Here is a 17,205-nt window from a genome sequence, read left to right as displayed (position 1 = left end):
GCACCCCGTCCGACCTGCGGTGTGACCGACACCGCAGGCCGAGGGGGCAACCGGGAGCGGGCACGCCGCCCTCTACGGTGGCGTGATGAGCTTGACGGGGACCCCCTTCTTCGTGGCGGTGATCGCCCTGACCGCGATCGCCGTCGTCCTTCCGCTGGCCGTGTGGAGCAAGGTGCGCGGCCCTGCCGTCGTACGCACCGTCCTGCGCGCGCTGATGGTGGTGTTCGCCCAGGTCACAGCCGTCGCCGTGGTGTTCGTCGCCGTCAATCGGGCCGAGCACTTCTATGCCTCGTGGGGTGATCTGTTCGGCACCGGCAGGTACGTCACGGCCGCCCCCGACCTCGGCCCGGACGGGCTCGGCGGCAAGAAGGTCGAGGAGGCGCCGAAGGTCAAGCAGGAGTTCCAGCCGGTCGAGGGGCTGGGCGGCCGGGTCAGGAAGACCGAGCTCGACGGCAAGATCTCCGGCGTCAAGGGCGACGTCATGGTGTGGCTGCCGCCGCAGTACGACGACCCGGCCCACAAGGACAAGAAGTTCCCCGTGGTGGAGCTGATCCCGGGCATACCGGGGACGGGCAAGTCCTGGTTCCAGGGGGTCAAGGCCCACGAGGTGCTGGAGCCGCTGATGAAGAGCGGCAAGGTGCAGCCGTTCATCCTGGTCTCGCCGCGCGCCATGCTGGTCGGCAACGGTGACACCGGCTGCGCGAACATCCCCGGCAAGGTCAACGCGGACAGCTGGTTCAGCGTCGACGTCCGCAAGATGGTCGTCGACAACTTCCGTGCTTCGGACGACCCCCGCAGCTGGGGTGTGGCCGGGTACTCGGCCGGCGCCTACTGCGCCGCCAAGCTGGCGATCCTGCACCCCGACCGCTACAGCGCGGCCGTCTCCCTGTCGGGCTACAACGACCCCGGCCAGGAGCCCTCCTCGCTGGTCGCCCAGGACCCGACGCTGCGGACCACGCACAACCTGAAGAACCTGCTCAAGGCCGCGCCCGCACCGCCCGCGGTCTCGCTGTGGATGTCGGGGGCCGAGCACGACGGCTACCTGTCCGGCACGGACCTCAAGGCGATCGCGAAGACCCCGACCGTGGTGCACGCGGAGAAGGTCGTCGGCGGGCACAACCTCGAATCGTGGTCCAAGCAGCTGCCGCAGACCTTCGGCTGGCTGAGCGGGATCGTCAAGGCGCCGTAGAGGCCGCGCGGTCGTGAAGGGTCACGGGGTCGTGCGGGGGAACGGCGGGCGGATCAGGCGGGGCGGGAGGCGCCGGCCCAGGGCATCGAGTCGATCGGTGCCAGCCGGACCGTCGAGCCGGGCCGCGGGGCGTGGATCATCTGGCCGTTGCCGACGTAGAGGCCGACGTGGGTGACCCCGGAGTAGAAGAACACCAGGTCGCCGGGGGCCAGCTGGTCGCGGGAGACGCGCCGGCCGACGTTGATCTGGGTGTAGGTGGTGCGGGGCAGCGAGACCCCGGCCGAGCGCCAGGCCGCCTGGGTGAGGCCGGAGCAGTCGAAGGACCCCGGGCCGGTCGCGCCCCAGACGTACGGCTTCCCGATCGCGGTGTACGCGAAGGCCACGGCGCGGGCCGCGCGCGAGCCGTCGGACGGGGGCGGGGGCGTACTGCCCTTGGCGGCGGCCGGTGCGGCGGCGGCCGGGCCGCCGGGTGACCGGGCCTCGTAGGCGGCCCGCTCCTCGGCGGTGAGCCGGGCCAGCAGGTTCTTTGCGGCGGTGAGCTTCTCCTCGATCACGGCCTTGTGCCCGGCGATTTCGTCCTGCCGGGAGCGGAGGTCGGCGAGCCGTCCGGCGGCCTGGTCCCGCAGCTTGCCGACCTCGTCGAGCCGGCGGCGCACGGTGGTGATCCCGGCGGCGTTGCGGTCCCCGGCGCGGGCGATGAAGGAGGCCTGGGAGAGGTACTCCTGCGGGTCGGACGCCAGCGCGAGCCGTACGGCGGTGCCCAGGGAGCCGCTGCGGTACTGGGAGGCGGCGAGCGTTCCGAGCGCGCTGCGGGCGGTGTTCAGCTGGTCGGTCTTGCGGGCGGTCTCCTCGCGCAGTCCGGCCAGCGCGCGCTCGGCCTCGTCCGCCTGCTCCTTCGCCCCGTTGTACTGCTCGGTCGCCGCCTCGGCCTCTTCGTAGAGCCGGTCCACCTCGGACTTGACCTGGGCGGGTGTGAGCCGGGGGTCGGCCTGGGAGGTGCCTTCGAAGGCGGTGGCGGTGGCAGCGCCCGCGAGGGCGAGGGTGGCGGCGGTGGCCCGTGCCGGGCCGCCGGAGAGCGGGCGCTGCCTGGGCTTTCGATGACTGGCCACGAGGGCCTCACGTCCTTCCTCCGTCGGGGCTTGGAGGAGGACGCTAGACCCGCAGGTAACGGGCGGATGACGAGATGATAGTAAGTGGCTCGATATGACCGGAGCTGGCTGCCCAGGACTGGAACGGATCGTTCCGGTGTGGGTCAGTGCCAGAGAACGGCGATGAAGATGTTGATCACGGTCAGCCCGCCGACCGCGCCGAACAGCGCCTTGTCCACGTGCTCCTCGTCGCGCTTGACGTAGACGAGGCACAGGATCACGAAGAGGATCGCGAGCTTCACGCCGACCTTGATGTTGTTGACGGGGTCCCCGTCCATCTGGTTGAGGCCGACGAGCACCACACCGGTCACGAGCATGGTGAGCGCACCGTGCAGCATGGCGGGCGTGAAGCGGGCGGTGCCCGCGCTCATCGCCTTCATCTGCGTCAGGAACCCGCCGAGGAGCGAGGCGATCCCGATGATGTGCAGGCCCACGAAGACATTGATGAGTACGTCCATGGCGTCGAGCGTACGGGGTGCCCTCCGGCGGATTTCCACCGGTCACCGCAGGGCGTTCGGGCGGCCGAATCGGCAGAATCGACCGAAGAGCCGGGCCGGTTCCGCCCGGATGTACGAGATCTTCGAACGGTTCGGGGGTGTCCGTACGAGATCTGCGTACAGTGAGGGCATGCCTGCCGCAGCCGAGCTGACCCACCCCGCCGCCGACCGCATCGAACTGGTCGACGTCCTTGCCGCGCTCGGACACCCCGTCCGCCTGGAGATCGTCCGCAGGCTCGCCTCCGGGCAGGAGGCCTTCTGCGGCGAGGTCGTCCCGGACCTGCCCAGGTCCAGCGTCACGCACCACCTCAAGACGCTGCGCGAGAGCGGTGTGATCTGCCAGCGCCCCCAGGGCCGCAGGCTCTACCTCGCGCTGCGCCGCGACGACCTCGAACGCAGCTTCCCCGGCCTGCTGGCGATCGTGCTGGGCGAAGCCCTCGCGGCAGGGGAATTTCCCGCTGCGGAACCGGCTGTCGGTCCCGCACCCTAGACTCGGATGGCGATGAGCAGCCTCTTTGACGACAGTTTCCTGGCGGACCTCACCCCCTCCGACGAGGTCCCGCCGCCGCCCGAGGACCACCCCGCCCCGGAAGCGGGCGCGGACGACCTCTTCGGGGGGCGGTTCGACGTGCCCATGAGCGGGGACGCGTACTACCGGGACGGCGCCCCCAGGCCCGTCATCGACCCGGCGGCGCTCCTGGACGGCCTGAACACCGAGCAGGCCGCGGCCGTGGTGCACGCGGGCTCCCCGCTGCTCATCGTGGCCGGCGCCGGCTCCGGCAAGACCAGGGTGCTGACCCACCGCATCGGCCACCTGCTGGCCGCGCGGAACGTCCACCCGGGGCAGATCCTGGCGATCACCTTCACCAACAAGGCCGCCGGCGAGATGAAGGAGCGCGTCGAGGGCCTGGTCGGCCCGCGCGCCAACGCCATGTGGGTCTCCACCTTCCACAGCGCGTGCGTGCGCATCCTGCGCCGCGAGTCCAAGCGGCTCGGCTTCACCTCCTCGTTCTCGATCTACGACGCGGCCGACTCGAAGCGCCTGATGGCGCTCGTCTGCCGCGACCTGGACCTCGACCCGAAGAAGTTCCCGCCGAAGGCCTTCAACGCCAAGATCTCGAACCTGAAGAACGAGCTGATCGACGAGGAAGCCTTCGCCGACCAGGCCGCGGACGGGTTCGAGAAGACCCTGGCCCAGGCGTACGCGATGTACCAGGGGCGGCTGCGCGAGGCCAACGCCCTCGACTTCGACGACATCATCATGACCACCGTCCACCTGCTCCAGGCCTTCCCGGACGTGGCCGAGCACTACCGGCGCCGCTTCCGGCATGTCCTGGTCGACGAGTACCAGGACACCAACCACGCGCAGTACACGCTGGTGCGCGAGCTGGTGGGCACCGGCTACCCGGACCTGCCGCCGGCCGAGCTGTGCGTGGTGGGTGACGCCGACCAGTCGATCTACGCCTTCCGCGGCGCGACCATCCGCAACATCCTCCAGTTCGAGGAGGACTACAAGGACGCGACGACGATCCTGCTGGAGCAGAACTACCGCTCCACGCAGACGATCCTCTCCGCGGCCAACGCGGTCATCGAGCGGAACGAGAACCGCCGAGCGAAGAACCTGTGGACCGAGGCCGGCACCGGCGCCGTCATCACCGGCTACGTCGCGGACACCGAGCACGACGAGGCGCAGTTCGTCGCCGACGAGATCGACCGGCTGACGGACGCGGGCGACGCCAAGGCGGGCGACGTCGCGATCTTCTACCGGACCAACGCGCAGTCGCGCGTGTTCGAGGAGATCTTCATCCGGGTCGGACTGCCCTACAAGGTCGTCGGCGGCGTCCGCTTCTACGAGCGCAAGGAGGTCCGCGACGTCCTCGCGTACCTGCGCGTGCTGGCGAACCCGGAGGACAACGTCCCGCTGCGGCGCATCCTGAACGTCCCCAAGCGCGGAATCGGCGAGCGCGCCGAGGCGATGATCGACGCCCTCGCACTGCGCGAGAAGATCACCTTCCCGCAGGCGCTGCGGCGCGTGGACGAGGCCTTCGGCATGGCCGCGCGCTCCACCAACGCGGTGAAGCGGTTCAACGTGCTGATGGAGGAGCTCCGCACGATCGTCGACTCGGGCGCGGGCCCGGCGGTGGTGCTGGAAGCGGTGCTGGAGCGTACGGGCTACCTCGCCGAGCTCCAGGCGTCGACCGACCCGCAGGACGAGACCCGGATCGAGAACCTCCAGGAACTCGCGGCGGTGGCGCTCGAGTTCGAGCAGGCCAGGGAGGCCGCGGCGGCGGAGGCCGCCGAGACGGGTGCCCCGGCCCCCGGGTCCGGGACCCTTGCCGAGTTCCTGGAGCAGGTCGCGCTCGTCGCCGACTCCGACCAGATCCCGGACGAGGACACCGACGGCTCGGGCGTCATCACGCTGATGACGCTGCACACCGCCAAGGGCCTCGAATTCCCGGTGGTCTTCCTGACCGGCATGGAGGACGGGGTCTTCCCGCACATGCGGGCGCTGGGCCAGACCAAGGAGCTGGAGGAGGAGCGCCGTCTCGCCTACGTGGGGATCACCCGGGCGCGCGAGCGGCTGTACCTGACCCGCTCCGGCATGCGCAGCGCGTGGGGCACGCCCTCGTACAACCCGCCGTCGCGGTTCCTGGAGGAGATTCCGGCGGAGTACCTCCAGTGGAAGCGGACCGGAGCCACGCAGAAGCCGGCCGGTCCGATGCGGAGTTCGGGCTACGGGTCGTCCTCGTCCGGTTCGGGGAAGGCGCCCTTCGGCACCTCGCCCGAGGCGTTCCTGTCCTCGTCGCGCACGAAGTCGGGGCCGTCCGGATTCGCGACGCGGCGGGCCGCCGACAAGCCGGTCATCGCCCTGGTGGTCGGGGACCGGGTCACGCACGACCAGTTCGGGCTCGGCACCGTCATGGAGGTCAAGGGGGCGGGCGCGGACGCGCAGGCCACCATCGACTTCGGGGACGACAAGCCCAAGCGGCTGCTGCTGCGTTACGCGCCGGTGCAGAAGCTCTAGCGCGTCAGCGCGTCAGCGCGTCACAGAAATGAGGCGCGCAGGGATGAGGGCGGGCGACCGCGCGGCCTTCGGGCCGCGCGGCGGTTACGTCGGGTCCAGGCCCTTGCTGCGGAGCCACGCCAGGGGGTCGATCGCCGAGCCGCCGCCGGGCCGGACCTCGAAGTGCAGGTGCGGACCGGTGGAGTTGCCCGAGTTGCCCGAGTAGGCGATCACGTCGCCCGCCTTCACCTTGCCGCCGCGGATCTTGGTGGAGCTGAGGTGGCAGTACCAGGTCTCGGTTCCGTCGGGCGCGGTCACTATCGCCATGTTCCCGTAGGCGCTGTTGTACTGGGTGCGCACGGTGCCGTCGGTGGCCGCCATGACCGGGGTCCCGTAGGAGACCGGGAAGTCGATGCCGGTGTGCACCGACATCCACATGCCGCCGGCCTGGCCGAAGTTGGCGCTCAGGCCGTGCTGGTTCACGGGGATGGCGAACTTGGGGCGGGCGGCCTCCTTGGCCGCGGCCTCCTCCGCCTTCTTCTTCTTTTCCTCTTCCTGGCGCTCGCGCAGGTCGATGCGCTCCTGCGTGCGGCTCGCGCGGTCCGCGAAGTCGCCCGCGTCGGCGCTGAGCGCGACCAGTTGGGTGTCGAGCTTGGTGTTCGCCGCGACCGGCTTCACCGAGGCCGGGTCGGGCGCGGCCATCGTGGTGGTGTCCTCCGCGGGCCGGTCCGTGCCGGTGAGGCCGCCGACGGAGGCGGCCGCGACGCCCGCGACGCCCATCACACAGGCGGAGGGCACGGCCACGGTCAGCAGGGCGGAACGCTTCGCCGGGCTGCGGCGACGGCTGCTGGCGCCGCCGCCGGCCTTGGGGGCGCTCCGGCGCGCGGTGCGCGGAGCCGTGGTCACGGGCATGGCCTGGGTGGGGAGGTCATGGACCTCGTGGAGGGCGTGCACCTCGGGCAGGTCGCTGACTTCGTGGTGCGCCTGCGCCTCGTAGGTCTCGTCGACCCGGGGCGTCTGCGTCTCGTCGGAGAGCACCTCGAAGACGGCGGTCTCGCTGTAGGTGTCGGATCCGGTCCCGGAGTCGGCCGTGGTCCCGTAGGCGTAGCCGACGGAGGTCGCCTCGTAGGCGTACTCCTGCTGCGCCGCTGCGGGCGCGGGCTGGTACTCGTAGGCGTAGGCCGCCTCGGGCTGGGCCGGGGTCTCGGCGACGGTGTTCCAGGCGGTGGCGTCGTAGGCGCCGGTCTCGGTACCGGTGGTGCCGTAGCCCGGCATCGCCCAGTGGCCGGTCTGCTCGCCGGTGGTGTCGTAGCCGAAGGAGGGCTGCTGCTGGTAGCCGGTGTAGCCGGAGTAGTCCGCGCTCGGAGTGGTCCAGGCGCTCGCGTCCCAGGTTCCGGTGGTGTCCTCGGGGGCGGCCTGGGTCGGGATCGTGGACAGGTAAGGGTCCTGCGCAGTCCATGCCGTGGTGTCGTACGCGCCGGTCTCGTAGGAGCCGTAGGCGGCGTAATTGACTCCCTGACCCTGCGTTTCATAGGAAACGTAGGCCGAGTCACCAGCGAAAGCGGTGGTGGAAAGGCCGTCGTACCCGGCATCCGGGTACTGGCCCGACGAGGGGCGGTCGTTCACCAACTTCTCTTTCGCCTCGGCAGTGGGGGCCTGGGTGGCCGGGAACTCGAAGTTCACCGGAGGAGAGCAGTGGCGTGACTGTACCCGGCGGTTACTCGCAACGACAATCTTCGCCGGGTCCCCAGATCTCCGGAACCGGGCATTCGGCCGTCTTTCGGTCGCCGAAAGACGCACCCTTGGCCTTGAGTTCGAAATCCGTTCGACTGTCGGCCGCTTTTCTGTCAGGCGACGGAAGCGGTGTCCGAGCCCACGACGGCGGTCGGGCCGGGCCCGTCGAGGGCCCGTCGGACCGCCGAGATGACGGCGGGATGGGAGGGCAGCGCGAGATGTCCGATACCGGTGACCTGCACGTTCTCCACACACAGATCCGGATGTTCGATCCGTGCCGTGCCGACCGGGGACATCAGCGTGTCGAACTCGCTCCAGAACGCCACGCACCGGGTGGCGCAGCCGGGCGCGGGCTCGGCCAGCTCCGCCAGGACCTCGGAGTCGGGGCGCATCTGCCGTACCAGGGGGTGCGCGTCCATGAAGGGGGCGACCAGCGTGCCGGAGTGCGGTGTCCCGAGGGTGACGAGGGTGCGGACGCGGGTGTCGCCGCCGAGTCGCTGCACGTAGTACCGGCCGACCAGCCCGCCGAGGCTGTGCCCGATCAGATCGACCCGGTCCTGTCCGGTGCGTTCGCACAGTTCCTCGACACGCCGGGCGAGTCGGCGGGCGGTGACGCGCAGATCGAGGGTGAACGGTGAGTAGTTGTACGCCTCCACGTGCCGGCCTCCCGCCCCGAGGGCGCGGCGCAGCACGACGAAGACGGACCGGTTGTCCGTGAATCCGTGCAGGAGGAGCACGGGCGGCCGTGTCGCGGGCGGGCGGGCGGTGACCTTCTCCTGACACACTCCGGTGGGGTACAGCAGGAGGTGCCCGCCGAGCACCATCACCTCGAGGACGCCGGCCCGCAGCGCGGCGCCGGACAAGGGTACGGACATGGGTATGGACAGCCCCATCGACGGCCTCCCCTGAGCCTTTGTGGGACGCCGGCCGTCGCGCCACCGTGCCGTGCGGCTGTCGGCACGGTGGCGCAATGCCGTCCCACGTGTGATTTCCCCCTCGTGGTTGACCGCGAAACGGCGGCGTGCGCGATGCTGTACTTAACGTTCGTTCACTCGGGAGGCAGTGCGATGGGTGTGACCGGTCCGATCCGTGTGGTGGTGGCCAAGCCGGGTCTCGACGGCCACGACCGCGGGGCCAAGGTGATCGCGCGGGCGCTGCGGGACGCGGGCATGGAGGTCATCTACACCGGCCTCCACCAGACCCCCGAGCAGATCGTGGACACCGCCATCCAGGAGGACGCCGACGCGATCGGCCTCTCGATCCTCTCCGGCGCCCACAACACGCTGTTCGCGCGCGTGCTGGAGCTCCTCAAGGAGCGCGACGCGGAGGACATCAAGGTCTTCGGCGGCGGCATCATCCCGGAGGACGACATCGCCCCCCTGAAGGAGAAGGGCGTGGCCGAGATCTTCACCCCGGGCGCGACGACGACCGCGATCGTCGACTGGGTCCGCGGCCACGTCCGCCAGTAGCCCCAGCCCGGCCCCAGCCCCGCCGGCTTGAGCCCGGCGGGGTGCCCGACCCCAGCCTCGCCGGCGTTTGAGGCGCGGGGTTCGGGGCGGAGCCCCCGGCTCTCGGGCCCTGCGGAGCAGGACCCCGGCCCGGCCCCTGCGGCGGAGGCTGGGCCTAGGCCAGTTCGGCCAGCATCGCCGCGCGGAGGCGGAGCGTGGCCACCAGTCGCTGGAAGGCCTCGGCCCAGTACGCCGCCGCGCCGGGCGCCGCGTCCGGCAGATCCTGCGCGGCCGCGGTCAGGGCTTCCAGCCGGTCCGCCTCCGCAGGGTCGAGGCAGCGCTCCGCCAGCCCCATCACCCCGCTGAAGCTCCACGGGTAGCTGCCCGCGTCCCGGGCCGTGTCCAGTGCGTCCACGACCGCCCGGCCCAGTGCCCCCGCCCATGGGACCACGCACACCCCGAGCAGCTGGAAGGCCTCCGACAGGCCGTGGGCCCGTATGAACTCCGCGACCCACTGCGCCCGTTCCTCATCCGGCAGGGTCTCCAGCAGCTTGGCCCGCTCCGCGAGCGAGGCCGTGCCCGGCCCCGCCGCGGGCGGCGCGGAGGCCGGGCCGAGCAGGGCCCGCGACCACGGGGCGTCGCGCTGGCGGACCGCCGCCCGGCACCACGCCGCGTGCAGCTCCTCCGTCCAGCCGTCGCCCGCGGCCACCGGCAGCGCCACTATTTCGGCCGGACCGAGCCCCCCGAACCGCTCCCGCCAGCACGACAGCGGAGCCGCCTCCACCAACTGCCCGAGCCACCAGGCCCGCTCCCCGCGTCCGGCGGGCGGCCGCTTGACCACCCCGTCGCGGAGCATGCCCGCATCGCACTCGGCCGGCGGGGTCACTCCCTCCGGGCCGACGCAGGCCAGCGCGCGCTCCGCCATCCGCCCCGCCAGCGCCGAAGTCGGCAGGGCCGACAGCAGCTCGGCGGCCGTGGCGCGGACGTTGCGGCTGCGATCGCCCAGTGCCGCCTCCAGGAAGGGCTCGTCCTCCGCGGACAGCCCCACCCTCAGTGAATCGAGGAACATCAGCCGGTCCTCGGCCCGTTCGGTGGCCCAGGTCGTCGACAGCAGCCGCGGCGCGGCCGCCGCCTCGTGGGCCCGGACCGCCCCGAGCAGGGCGACCCGCTCCGCGAACAGCCCCTCCTGCCACAGTCGTTCCACCCCGGCCCGGTCCGTCACGTCCGGCAGTTCCCCGGCGGCGCCCGCCCCGCCGCGCAGGGCGAACCGCCAGTCCGGATTCAGCCGGGCCAGCCACAACCCCCGGGTCCCGGCCAGCGCCAGGGCCTGCGGGCGCAGGTCCGTACGGGCCCGGGCGGCGTCCAGCAGCGCCGGTACGAGTGCGTTCGGCGCGCGGTAGCCGTGCCGTGCGGCCGCGGCCAGCCACTGCGGGAGCAGCTCCGTCAGGTCCGGGGCGGTCCCGCGCCGCCCGCCGCCGTTCACCGCTCCGCTGCGGCCGGCCAGCAGCTGGGCGAGCCGCCGGCCCGCCGCCCGCGGTGGCGCGGGCCGTGGATCCCGGGGCGCGGGCTCCGGGCGCGGTCCCGCCGCGGCCGGTCGCAGCCCGGCCCGGCGTCGTACGGCGTGCACGGCCGCCGCGTCCAGCAGTGCCTCCGGCGAGCCCGCCGGGCCCCCGCCCCGGCGCCGGTCGGTGCCCAGCAGCGCGGCGGCGACCAGCTCCTCCCACTCCCCGTACCCTTCGTCACCCTTCTCCATCGGGCCCCTCCCTCATCGCTCGTCGTGCGTAGCGTGCTGTGCTCCGGTCCCGTCCCCATCCACGGGACCGGAGCGGTCGATGTCCCCGTCTGCCCGCGTTCAGCTGGCGTGGTTGTCGTTCATGCAAGCCCCCCGGCTCGTTGTCGTTCGGTGCACGGCGCCCCCCGGCGCCGCACATCTCCTCACCGCCCCCAGAGAGAGACGGCACAGGACCCCCCAGGCCCCCTGCGATGTGGTGTGTGTTTCCTGCTCCCGATCAGGCCAGGGCGACGGGCTCGGTCGAGTCCGGCTGCCAGGCCGTCAACGGGCTGAAGCCGCGGTGGCCGCATTCGCCGAACACCGTCACCGGGCCCCCGCCCGACAACGCGGCCAGCTGCCACAGTCCCCCGCGTGAGCGGCTGCCGCCCCCGGTGAGGGGCACCGGCAGGGCGGAGGTGCCCTCCGCGTCCGCCAACTGCCAGCCGAGCTCTCCCGGTATCGGAATCACCGGACCGAGCACCACCGGCCAGGACTCCAGCCACGGGTCCTCCCGCAGCGCCGCCCCGTACGCCTCCAGCGCCGCCCCCGCACTCACCCCGGCGGGCACCTCCGCGCACGGCACGGCCGCCGCGAACCGCTCACCGAGGTCCGCCCGCAGCCCCGCCGACCCGGGCCGGAAGCGCATTTCCGCCTCCAGCACCAGCCCCACCGGCAGCGCCAGCCCCGGCGGCCGCCCGGGCGGGCCGAAGTCCAGCACCAGAGCGGGCCGCCCGCCCGCCAGCCCGCGCAGCCATATCCGGCGGGTGGTGAGCCGGCCGTCCGGCGACACCGTGTCGTACTGGGCGAGCACCAGCCAGCGGTCCCGTACGGCCTCCCCCTCCCCGGAGGCCGGCAGTCCCACGCGGCTGCGCACCGTCGCCGCCAGCTCTTCCGGCAGCCCGGCCACCCCGCACCACGCCCGGTCGAGCAGGTGCAGCAGCGCCGCCTCCTCCAGCATCCGGGCGGGCCAGCCGGGGCCGCAACTGGGTATCGTCCCCAACTCCCTTACCCGAGCCGCCAGTCCGGGTGCCTGCGCGTCGACCATGCGGGCCGCCGTCTCCTCCCACCCCGCGTATCCCGACTGCTCCTGGCCCGCGAGTCCGCCGCGCAGCAGATCGGCCAGCCGCTGCTCCAGCTCGGTGACGCCCGCCCCGATCCGGGCCGCCCGCCGCTCGGCCCGCCGCCGGGCCCCCTCCTCGTCGACCGGCGCGGCCCTCCCGCCGGCCGGCCGCTCGGCCTTGGCCGCCCGGTCCGCCAGCCACTGCGCGGCCCAGTCGGGCGCCTCGGCCGGCTCGCCGACCCCCTCCGCCGACCAGAGCAGCAGCAGCCCGAGCGCGTGCTTGCAGGGGAACTTCCGGCTCGGACAGGAGCACTTGTAGGCCGGGCCCGTCAGGTCCACGACCGTGCGGTACGGCTTGCTCCCGCTGCCCTTGCACAACCCCCATACAGAACCGGAAGCGGAACCTCCGATCTGCAACCACGGCCCTGCGCCGCCGAGTCTGCCGCCCGCCTTGCGTGAGGCATCGTCAGGAGCCAGAGCCAGTACCTGTTCCGCTGTCCAGCGGTCCCCCTGCTCAGTCATGGAACTACCGTAGAGACCGCCACTGACAATCGCTCTGACCTGCAACGATGCTATGAGCAGGGCCCGTTGTCAGTGGCGTGGTGCACCTTGGATGCAGCAGTCGGAAGCGGCTGCCGAGCATTGGAGGGGGACCATGACCACGCCCGAGAACGAGCAGCGAGCAGAAGCTCTGCGACCGCACGCCGAAGACGCCTTCGCACACGAACTGAAAGCCCTGGCGGCCGCCGACGACCGGCCCCGCCCGACCCGCTGGAAGCTCTCCCCGTGGGCCGTCGCCACCTACCTGCTCGGCGGCACGCTCGACGACGGAACGGTGATCACACCCAAGTACGTGGGGCCGCGCCGCATCGTCGAAGTCGCCGTCACCACCCTGGCCACCGACCGCGCCCTGCTCCTGCTCGGCGTCCCCGGAACCGCCAAGACCTGGGTGTCCGAACACCTCGCGGCCGCCGTCAGCGGAGACTCCACCCTCCTCGTGCAGGGCACCGCCGGCACCCCCGAGGAAGCCATCCGGTACGGCTGGAACTACGCCCGGCTGCTCGCCCACGGCCCCAGCCGCGAGGCGCTCGTCCCCAGCCCCGTCATGCGGGCCATGGCCGACGGCATGACCGCCCGCGTCGAGGAACTCACCCGCATCCCCGCCGACGTCCAGGACACCCTCATCACCGTCCTGTCCGAGAAGACCCTGCCCATACCGGAACTGGGCCAAGAGGTGCAGGCCGTGCGCGGCTTCAACCTCATCGCCACCGCCAACGACCGCGACCGCGGGGTCAATGAGCTCTCCAGCGCGCTGCGCCGCCGCTTCAACACCGTGGTGCTGCCGCTGCCCGCCACCGCCGACGCCGAGGTCGACATCGTCGCCCGCCGCGTCGACCAGATGGGCCGCGCCCTCGACCTGCCGGCCGCACCCGAGGGCCTGGAGGAGATCCGCCGGGTCGTCACCGTCTTCCGCGAGCTGCGCGACGGCATCACCGACGACGGCCGTACGAAGGTGAAGTCCCCCAGCGGCACCCTGTCCACCGCCGAGGCGATCTCCGTCGTCACCGGCGGCCTGGCCCTGGCCGCCCACTTCGGCGACGGCGTGCTGCGCCCCTCCGACGTGGCCGCCGGCATCCTCGGCGCCGTGGTCCGCGACCCGGCGGCCGACAAGGTGGTCTGGCAGGAGTACCTGGAGGCCGTGGTCCGCGAGCGCGACGGCTGGAAGGACTTCTACCGGGCCTGCCGGGAGGTGACCGTATGAGCCCGGCCACCGCACGGGGCGGGGGGCCGCTGTTGCTGGGCGTGCGGCACCACGGGCCCGGCTCCGCCCGCGCCGTCCGGGCGGCCCTGGACGCGGCCCGGCCCGCGGCGGTGCTGATCGAGGGCCCGCCCGAGGGGGACGCGCTGCTGGCGCTCGCCGCCGAGCCGGGGATGCGGCCGCCCGTGGCGCTCCTCGCGCACGCGGCCGACGACCCGGGCCGGGCGGCGTTCTGGCCGCTGGCCGGATTCTCGCCCGAGTGGGTCGCCATCCGCTGGGCCCAGGAGCACGAGGTCCCGGTCCGGTTCATCGACCTCCCGGCAGCGCACTCGCTCGCCGCCGACGGGGACCGGCCGGACGGGGAGCAGCTGGAGGGTGGCGAGTCCGACGCCGTCCGGCTGGACCCGCTCGCCGTGCTGGCCGAGACCGCCGGGTACGACGACCCCGAGGGCTGGTGGGAGGACGTCGTGGAGCACCGAGGCGCCCGGGGCGCGGGCGAGGACGTGCTCGGCGCCTTCGAGGCGCTCGGGGAGGCCATGGGAGCCCTGCGCGAGGCGTACGGCGACGGCGGCCACCACCGCGACCTGGTGCGCGAGGCGTACATGCGGCAGCGGATGCGCGCCGCCCGCCGGGAGTTGGGCGACGCCTACGCCGTGGTGTGCGGGGCCTGGCACGTCCCGGCGCTGCGGGCCAGGACCACCGTGGCCGCGGACAAGGCGCTGCTGAGCGGACTGCCCAAGGTCAAGGTCGAGACCACCTGGGTGCCCTGGACGCACCGCAGGCTCGCCCGGGCCGGCGGGTACGGCGCGGGGATCACCTCGCCCGGCTGGTACGCCCACCTCTTCACGGCCCGGGACCGGCCCGTCGAGCGGTGGCTGACCAAGGTCGCCGGACTGCTGCGGGAGGAGGACCGGCAGGTCTCCTCGGCCCACGTCATCGAGGCGGTCCGGCTGGCCGAGACCCTCGCCGCGATGCGCGGAAGGCCGCTGCCCGGCCTGACGGAGACCCTGGAAGCGGTCCGGGCGGTCATGTGCGACGGCTCCGACGTCCCGCTCGCGCTGATCGAGGACCGCCTCGTGGTCGGCGACGTACTCGGCGAGGTCCCGGACGGGGCGCCCGTCGTACCCCTGCAGCGGGACCTGACACGGCAGCAGCGCACGCTGCGGCTCAAGGCCGAGGCCCAGGACCGCGAGCTGGAACTCGACCTGCGCAAGGACACCGACACGGCGAAGTCCCTGCTCCTGCACCGGCTGCGGCTGCTCGGCATCGGCTGGGGCACCCCGGTCGCCTCCCGGTCCGGCACCGGAACCTTCCGGGAGACCTGGCGTCTGCGCTGGGAACCGGAGCTGTCGGTGCGCATCGCCGAGGCCGGGATATGGGGCACCACCGTCCTCGGGGCGGCCACCGCCAAGGCCGAGGCCGACGCGGCCGCGGCCGAGGAGCTCGGCGACATAACGGCGCTGGCCGAGCAGTGCCTGCTGGCCGGCCTCGCGCAGGCGCTGCCCGCCGTACTGCGGGCCCTGGCCGACCGGGCCGCGCTCGACACCGACGTGGCGAAGCTCGCCAAGGCCCTGCCGGCGCTGGCCCGTTCGCTGCGCTACGGCGATGTGCGCGGCACCGACGCCACGGCGCTCGGCGCCGTGGCGGCCGGGCTCGCCGAGCGGATATGCGTGGCGCTGCCGCCGGCCTGCACGGCCGGACTGGACGCCGACGCGGCGGCGGAGATGCGCGCCCACGTGGACGGGGTGCACGGGGCCGTCGGCCTGCTGGCGGACACGGACGCGGGGCTGGCGGTGCGCTGGTCCGCGGTGCTCGCAGTACTGGCCGACCGGGACACCGTGCCCGGCCTGATCCGCGGCCGGGCGGCCCGGCTGCTCCTCGACGACGGGCGGCAGCCGGCCGAGGAGACGGCCCGGCTGATGGGGCTCGCCCTGTCCCCGGCCTCCTCCCCGGCCGACGCGGCCGGCTGGATCGAGGGCTTCGCGGGCGGGAGTTCGGGCGGGGGCACGCTGCTGGTCCACGACGAGCGGCTGCTGGGCCTGATCGACGCCTGGCTGGTGGGGGTGCCGGAGCGCGCGTTCACCGACGTACTGCCGCTGCTGCGGCGGACGTTCGGGGCGTACGAGCCGGGCGTGAAGCGGACCCTGGGCGAGCTGGTCCGCCGCGGCCCGGGCGGTTCCGCCGCCGCGGTGGCGGCGGGTGCGGCCCCCGAGGGCTTCGCCCCGGAGCTGGATCCGGTCCGCGCCGACGCGGTGGTGGGGCTGGTACGGATGCTGCTCGCCGGGTGAGGGGCGGCGGGCCGAAAGAACGCGGAAACGACGAGTGCAGGGGGACTGGAGCATGAACGGTACGGACGCGGGTGCGGGTGCGGGAGAGCAGTACACCGCGGACCCCGCCGGAGGCGAGCGGTTGCGGCGGTGGCGGATGGTGCTCGGCGGGGGAGATGCCGACGGCACCGGCCGCGCACTGACCGGGCGGGACGCGGCGATGGACGCCGCGCTGGGCGCGCTGTACGGCGGGGGCGGCGAGGCCGGGTCGCGCCGGCCGTCCGGGGCGCGCTCGGCCGGGCTCGGCGGCTCTGCGCCGAATGTGGCCCGCTGGCTCGGGGACATCCGTACGTACTTCCCGAGCTCCGTGGTCCAGGTCATGCAGCGCGACGCCATCGAGCGGCTGGGCCTTGCCGCGCTGCTGCTGGAGCCGGAGATGCTGGAGGCCGTCGAACCGGACGTGCACCTCGTCGGCACCCTGCTCTCGCTCAACAAGGCGATGCCCGAGACGACGAAGGAGACGGCGCGGGCCGTGGTCCGCAAGGTGGTCGAGCAGCTGGAGAAGAAGCTCGCGACCCGCACCCGGGCCACCCTCACCGGCGCCCTCGACCGCTCCGCCCGGATCAGCCGTCCCCGCCACCACGACATCGACTGGAACCGCACCATCCGGGCCAACCTCAAGAACTACCTGCCCGAGTACCGCACCGTCGTCCCCGAGCGCCTGATCGGCTACGGCCGGGCGGCGCAATCGGTGAAGAAGGAGGTGATCCTCTGCATCGACCAGTCGGGTTCGATGGCGGCCTCCGTCGTCTACGCCTCCGTCTTCGGTGCGGTCCTCGCCTCCATGCGCTCGATCGCCACCCGGCTGGTCGTCTTCGACACGGCGGTCGTCGACCTCACCGACCAGCTCGACGACCCGGTCGACGTCCTCTTCGGCACCCAATTGGGCGGTGGCACCGACATCAACCGCGCCCTCGCCTACTGCCAGTCGAAGATCACCCGGCCCGCCGACACCGTGGTCGTCCTGATCAGCGACCTCTACGAGGGCGGTATCCGCAATGAGATGCTCAAGCGGGTCGCCGCGATGAAGGGGGCGGGTGTCGAGTTCGTGACCCTGCTCGCCCTGTCCGACGAGGGCGCCCCGGCCTACGACCGCGAGCACGCCGCAGCCCTTGCGGCGCTCGGGGCGCCGGCCTTCGCCTGCACCCCCGACCTGTTCCCGGAGGTAATGGCCGCGGCACTGGAGAAACGCCCGCTGCCGACGCCCTGACGGCCGTGTCCCGGTCTTTGCTGTGAATCGGTGAATCACACGAACTTCCAGTTCAACC

Annotated in this window: 13 protein-coding genes; 7 read left to right on the top strand and 6 right to left on the bottom strand. The window is 72.9% G+C overall.

Annotated elements, in window-relative coordinates; genetic code table 11:
• The first annotated feature begins 85 nt into the window (after window positions 1-85).
• Window positions 86-1,189, top strand: a complete 1,104-nt coding sequence (locus tag B6R96_RS14485) for an alpha/beta hydrolase (protein ID WP_081522658.1) — start codon at window positions 86-88, stop codon at window positions 1,187-1,189.
• A gap of 53 nt (window positions 1,190-1,242) precedes the next feature.
• On the opposite strand, the gene B6R96_RS14480 is transcribed toward B6R96_RS14485, so the two are convergent.
• Entirely contained in the window at window positions 1,243-2,298 is a 1,056-nt protein-coding gene (locus B6R96_RS14480; RefSeq protein ID WP_081522657.1) for a C40 family peptidase, read from the bottom strand.
• Window positions 2,299-2,441: 143 nt separating this feature from the next.
• Window positions 2,442-2,795, bottom strand: a complete 354-nt coding sequence (locus tag B6R96_RS14475; protein ID WP_053175114.1) for a hypothetical protein — start codon at window positions 2,793-2,795, stop codon at window positions 2,442-2,444.
• Between the two features lie 169 nt (window positions 2,796-2,964).
• Between B6R96_RS14475 and B6R96_RS14470 the strand changes: the two genes are divergently transcribed.
• Together B6R96_RS14470 and pcrA are read left to right on the top strand one after the other, a co-directional pair.
• Window positions 2,965-3,324, top strand: coding sequence for an ArsR/SmtB family transcription factor (locus B6R96_RS14470; RefSeq protein WP_081522656.1), 360 nt, complete (start codon window positions 2,965-2,967; stop codon window positions 3,322-3,324).
• 12 nt (window positions 3,325-3,336) lie between these two features.
• Window positions 3,337-5,859, top strand: coding sequence for a DNA helicase PcrA (pcrA, locus tag B6R96_RS14465; protein ID WP_081525104.1), 2,523 nt, complete (start codon window positions 3,337-3,339; stop codon window positions 5,857-5,859).
• An 84-nt stretch (window positions 5,860-5,943) separates the two neighbouring features.
• Here pcrA and B6R96_RS14460 read toward each other — a convergent pair whose 3' ends face one another.
• Both B6R96_RS14460 and B6R96_RS14455 read right to left on the bottom strand, forming a co-directional pair.
• Entirely contained in the window at window positions 5,944-7,521 is a 1,578-nt protein-coding gene (locus tag B6R96_RS14460) for a M23 family metallopeptidase (protein WP_384739840.1), read from the bottom strand.
• Window positions 7,522-7,685: 164 nt separating this feature from the next.
• On the bottom strand, window positions 7,686-8,447 hold the full coding sequence (locus tag B6R96_RS14455; protein WP_237291423.1) for an esterase/lipase family protein: 762 nt from the start codon (window positions 8,445-8,447) through the stop codon (window positions 7,686-7,688).
• Between the two features lie 192 nt (window positions 8,448-8,639).
• On the opposite strand from B6R96_RS14455, the gene B6R96_RS14450 reads away from it, so the two are divergent.
• Window positions 8,640-9,041 carry a cobalamin B12-binding domain-containing protein gene (locus B6R96_RS14450; RefSeq protein ID WP_030389136.1) on the top strand — a complete coding sequence of 134 codons (402 nt, stop codon included), beginning with the start codon at window positions 8,640-8,642 and terminating at the stop codon, window positions 9,039-9,041.
• Window positions 9,042-9,195: 154 nt separating this feature from the next.
• On the opposite strand, the gene B6R96_RS14445 is transcribed toward B6R96_RS14450, so the two are convergent.
• Together B6R96_RS14445 and B6R96_RS14440 are read right to left on the bottom strand one after the other, a co-directional pair.
• Window positions 9,196-10,773, bottom strand: a complete 1,578-nt coding sequence (locus B6R96_RS14445; RefSeq protein ID WP_081522655.1) for a DUF5691 domain-containing protein — start codon at window positions 10,771-10,773, stop codon at window positions 9,196-9,198.
• 256 nt (window positions 10,774-11,029) lie between these two features.
• Window positions 11,030-12,373, bottom strand: a complete 1,344-nt coding sequence (locus B6R96_RS14440; protein ID WP_081522654.1) for an SWIM zinc finger family protein — start codon at window positions 12,371-12,373, stop codon at window positions 11,030-11,032.
• Between the two features lie 133 nt (window positions 12,374-12,506).
• On the opposite strand from B6R96_RS14440, the gene B6R96_RS14435 reads away from it, so the two are divergent.
• The 3 genes from B6R96_RS14435 to B6R96_RS14425 are packed head-to-tail and all read left to right on the top strand — an operon-like array spanning window position 12,507 to window position 17,147.
• Window positions 12,507-13,613 carry an ATP-binding protein gene (locus B6R96_RS14435; protein WP_030389139.1) on the top strand — a complete coding sequence of 369 codons (1,107 nt, stop codon included), beginning with the start codon at window positions 12,507-12,509 and terminating at the stop codon, window positions 13,611-13,613.
• Window positions 13,610-15,898 (top strand): DUF5682 family protein, encoded by a 2,289-nt coding sequence (locus B6R96_RS14430; RefSeq protein ID WP_081522653.1) that lies wholly within the window; start codon window positions 13,610-13,612, stop codon window positions 15,896-15,898. The genes B6R96_RS14435 and B6R96_RS14430 overlap by 4 nt, the downstream gene beginning before the upstream one ends.
• Before the next feature lie 52 nt (window positions 15,899-15,950).
• Entirely contained in the window at window positions 15,951-17,147 is a 1,197-nt protein-coding gene (locus B6R96_RS14425; RefSeq protein ID WP_081525102.1) for a VWA domain-containing protein, read from the top strand.
• Window positions 17,148-17,205 lie beyond the last annotated feature (58 nt).

Origin of the sequence: Streptomyces sp. Sge12, from assembly GCF_002080455.1 — a bacterium.
In the GTDB taxonomy this organism is placed as follows: domain Bacteria; phylum Actinomycetota; class Actinomycetes; order Streptomycetales; family Streptomycetaceae; genus Streptomyces.
The sequence above is the reverse complement of the archived record's forward strand: the minus strand, read 5'-3'. Positions and strand labels throughout refer to the sequence as shown.

Coding starts and splice junctions, on each gene's coding strand:
- B6R96_RS14485 (WP_081522658.1), top strand. CDS start 86: ATGAGCTTGACGGGGACCCCCTTCTTCGTGGCGGTGATCGCCCTGACC.
- B6R96_RS14475 (WP_053175114.1), bottom strand. CDS start 2,795: ATGGACGTACTCATCAATGTCTTCGTGGGCCTGCACATCATCGGGATC.
- B6R96_RS14470 (WP_081522656.1), top strand. CDS start 2,965: ATGCCTGCCGCAGCCGAGCTGACCCACCCCGCCGCCGACCGCATCGAA.
- pcrA (WP_081525104.1), top strand. CDS start 3,337: ATGAGCAGCCTCTTTGACGACAGTTTCCTGGCGGACCTCACCCCCTCC.
- B6R96_RS14455 (WP_237291423.1), bottom strand. CDS start 8,447: ATGTCCGTACCCTTGTCCGGCGCCGCGCTGCGGGCCGGCGTCCTCGAG.
- B6R96_RS14450 (WP_030389136.1), top strand. CDS start 8,640: ATGGGTGTGACCGGTCCGATCCGTGTGGTGGTGGCCAAGCCGGGTCTC.
- B6R96_RS14445 (WP_081522655.1), bottom strand. CDS start 10,773: ATGGAGAAGGGTGACGAAGGGTACGGGGAGTGGGAGGAGCTGGTCGCC.
- B6R96_RS14440 (WP_081522654.1), bottom strand. CDS start 12,373: ATGACTGAGCAGGGGGACCGCTGGACAGCGGAACAGGTACTGGCTCTG.
- B6R96_RS14435 (WP_030389139.1), top strand. CDS start 12,507: ATGACCACGCCCGAGAACGAGCAGCGAGCAGAAGCTCTGCGACCGCAC.
- B6R96_RS14430 (WP_081522653.1), top strand. CDS start 13,610: ATGAGCCCGGCCACCGCACGGGGCGGGGGGCCGCTGTTGCTGGGCGTG.
- B6R96_RS14425 (WP_081525102.1), top strand. CDS start 15,951: ATGAACGGTACGGACGCGGGTGCGGGTGCGGGAGAGCAGTACACCGCG.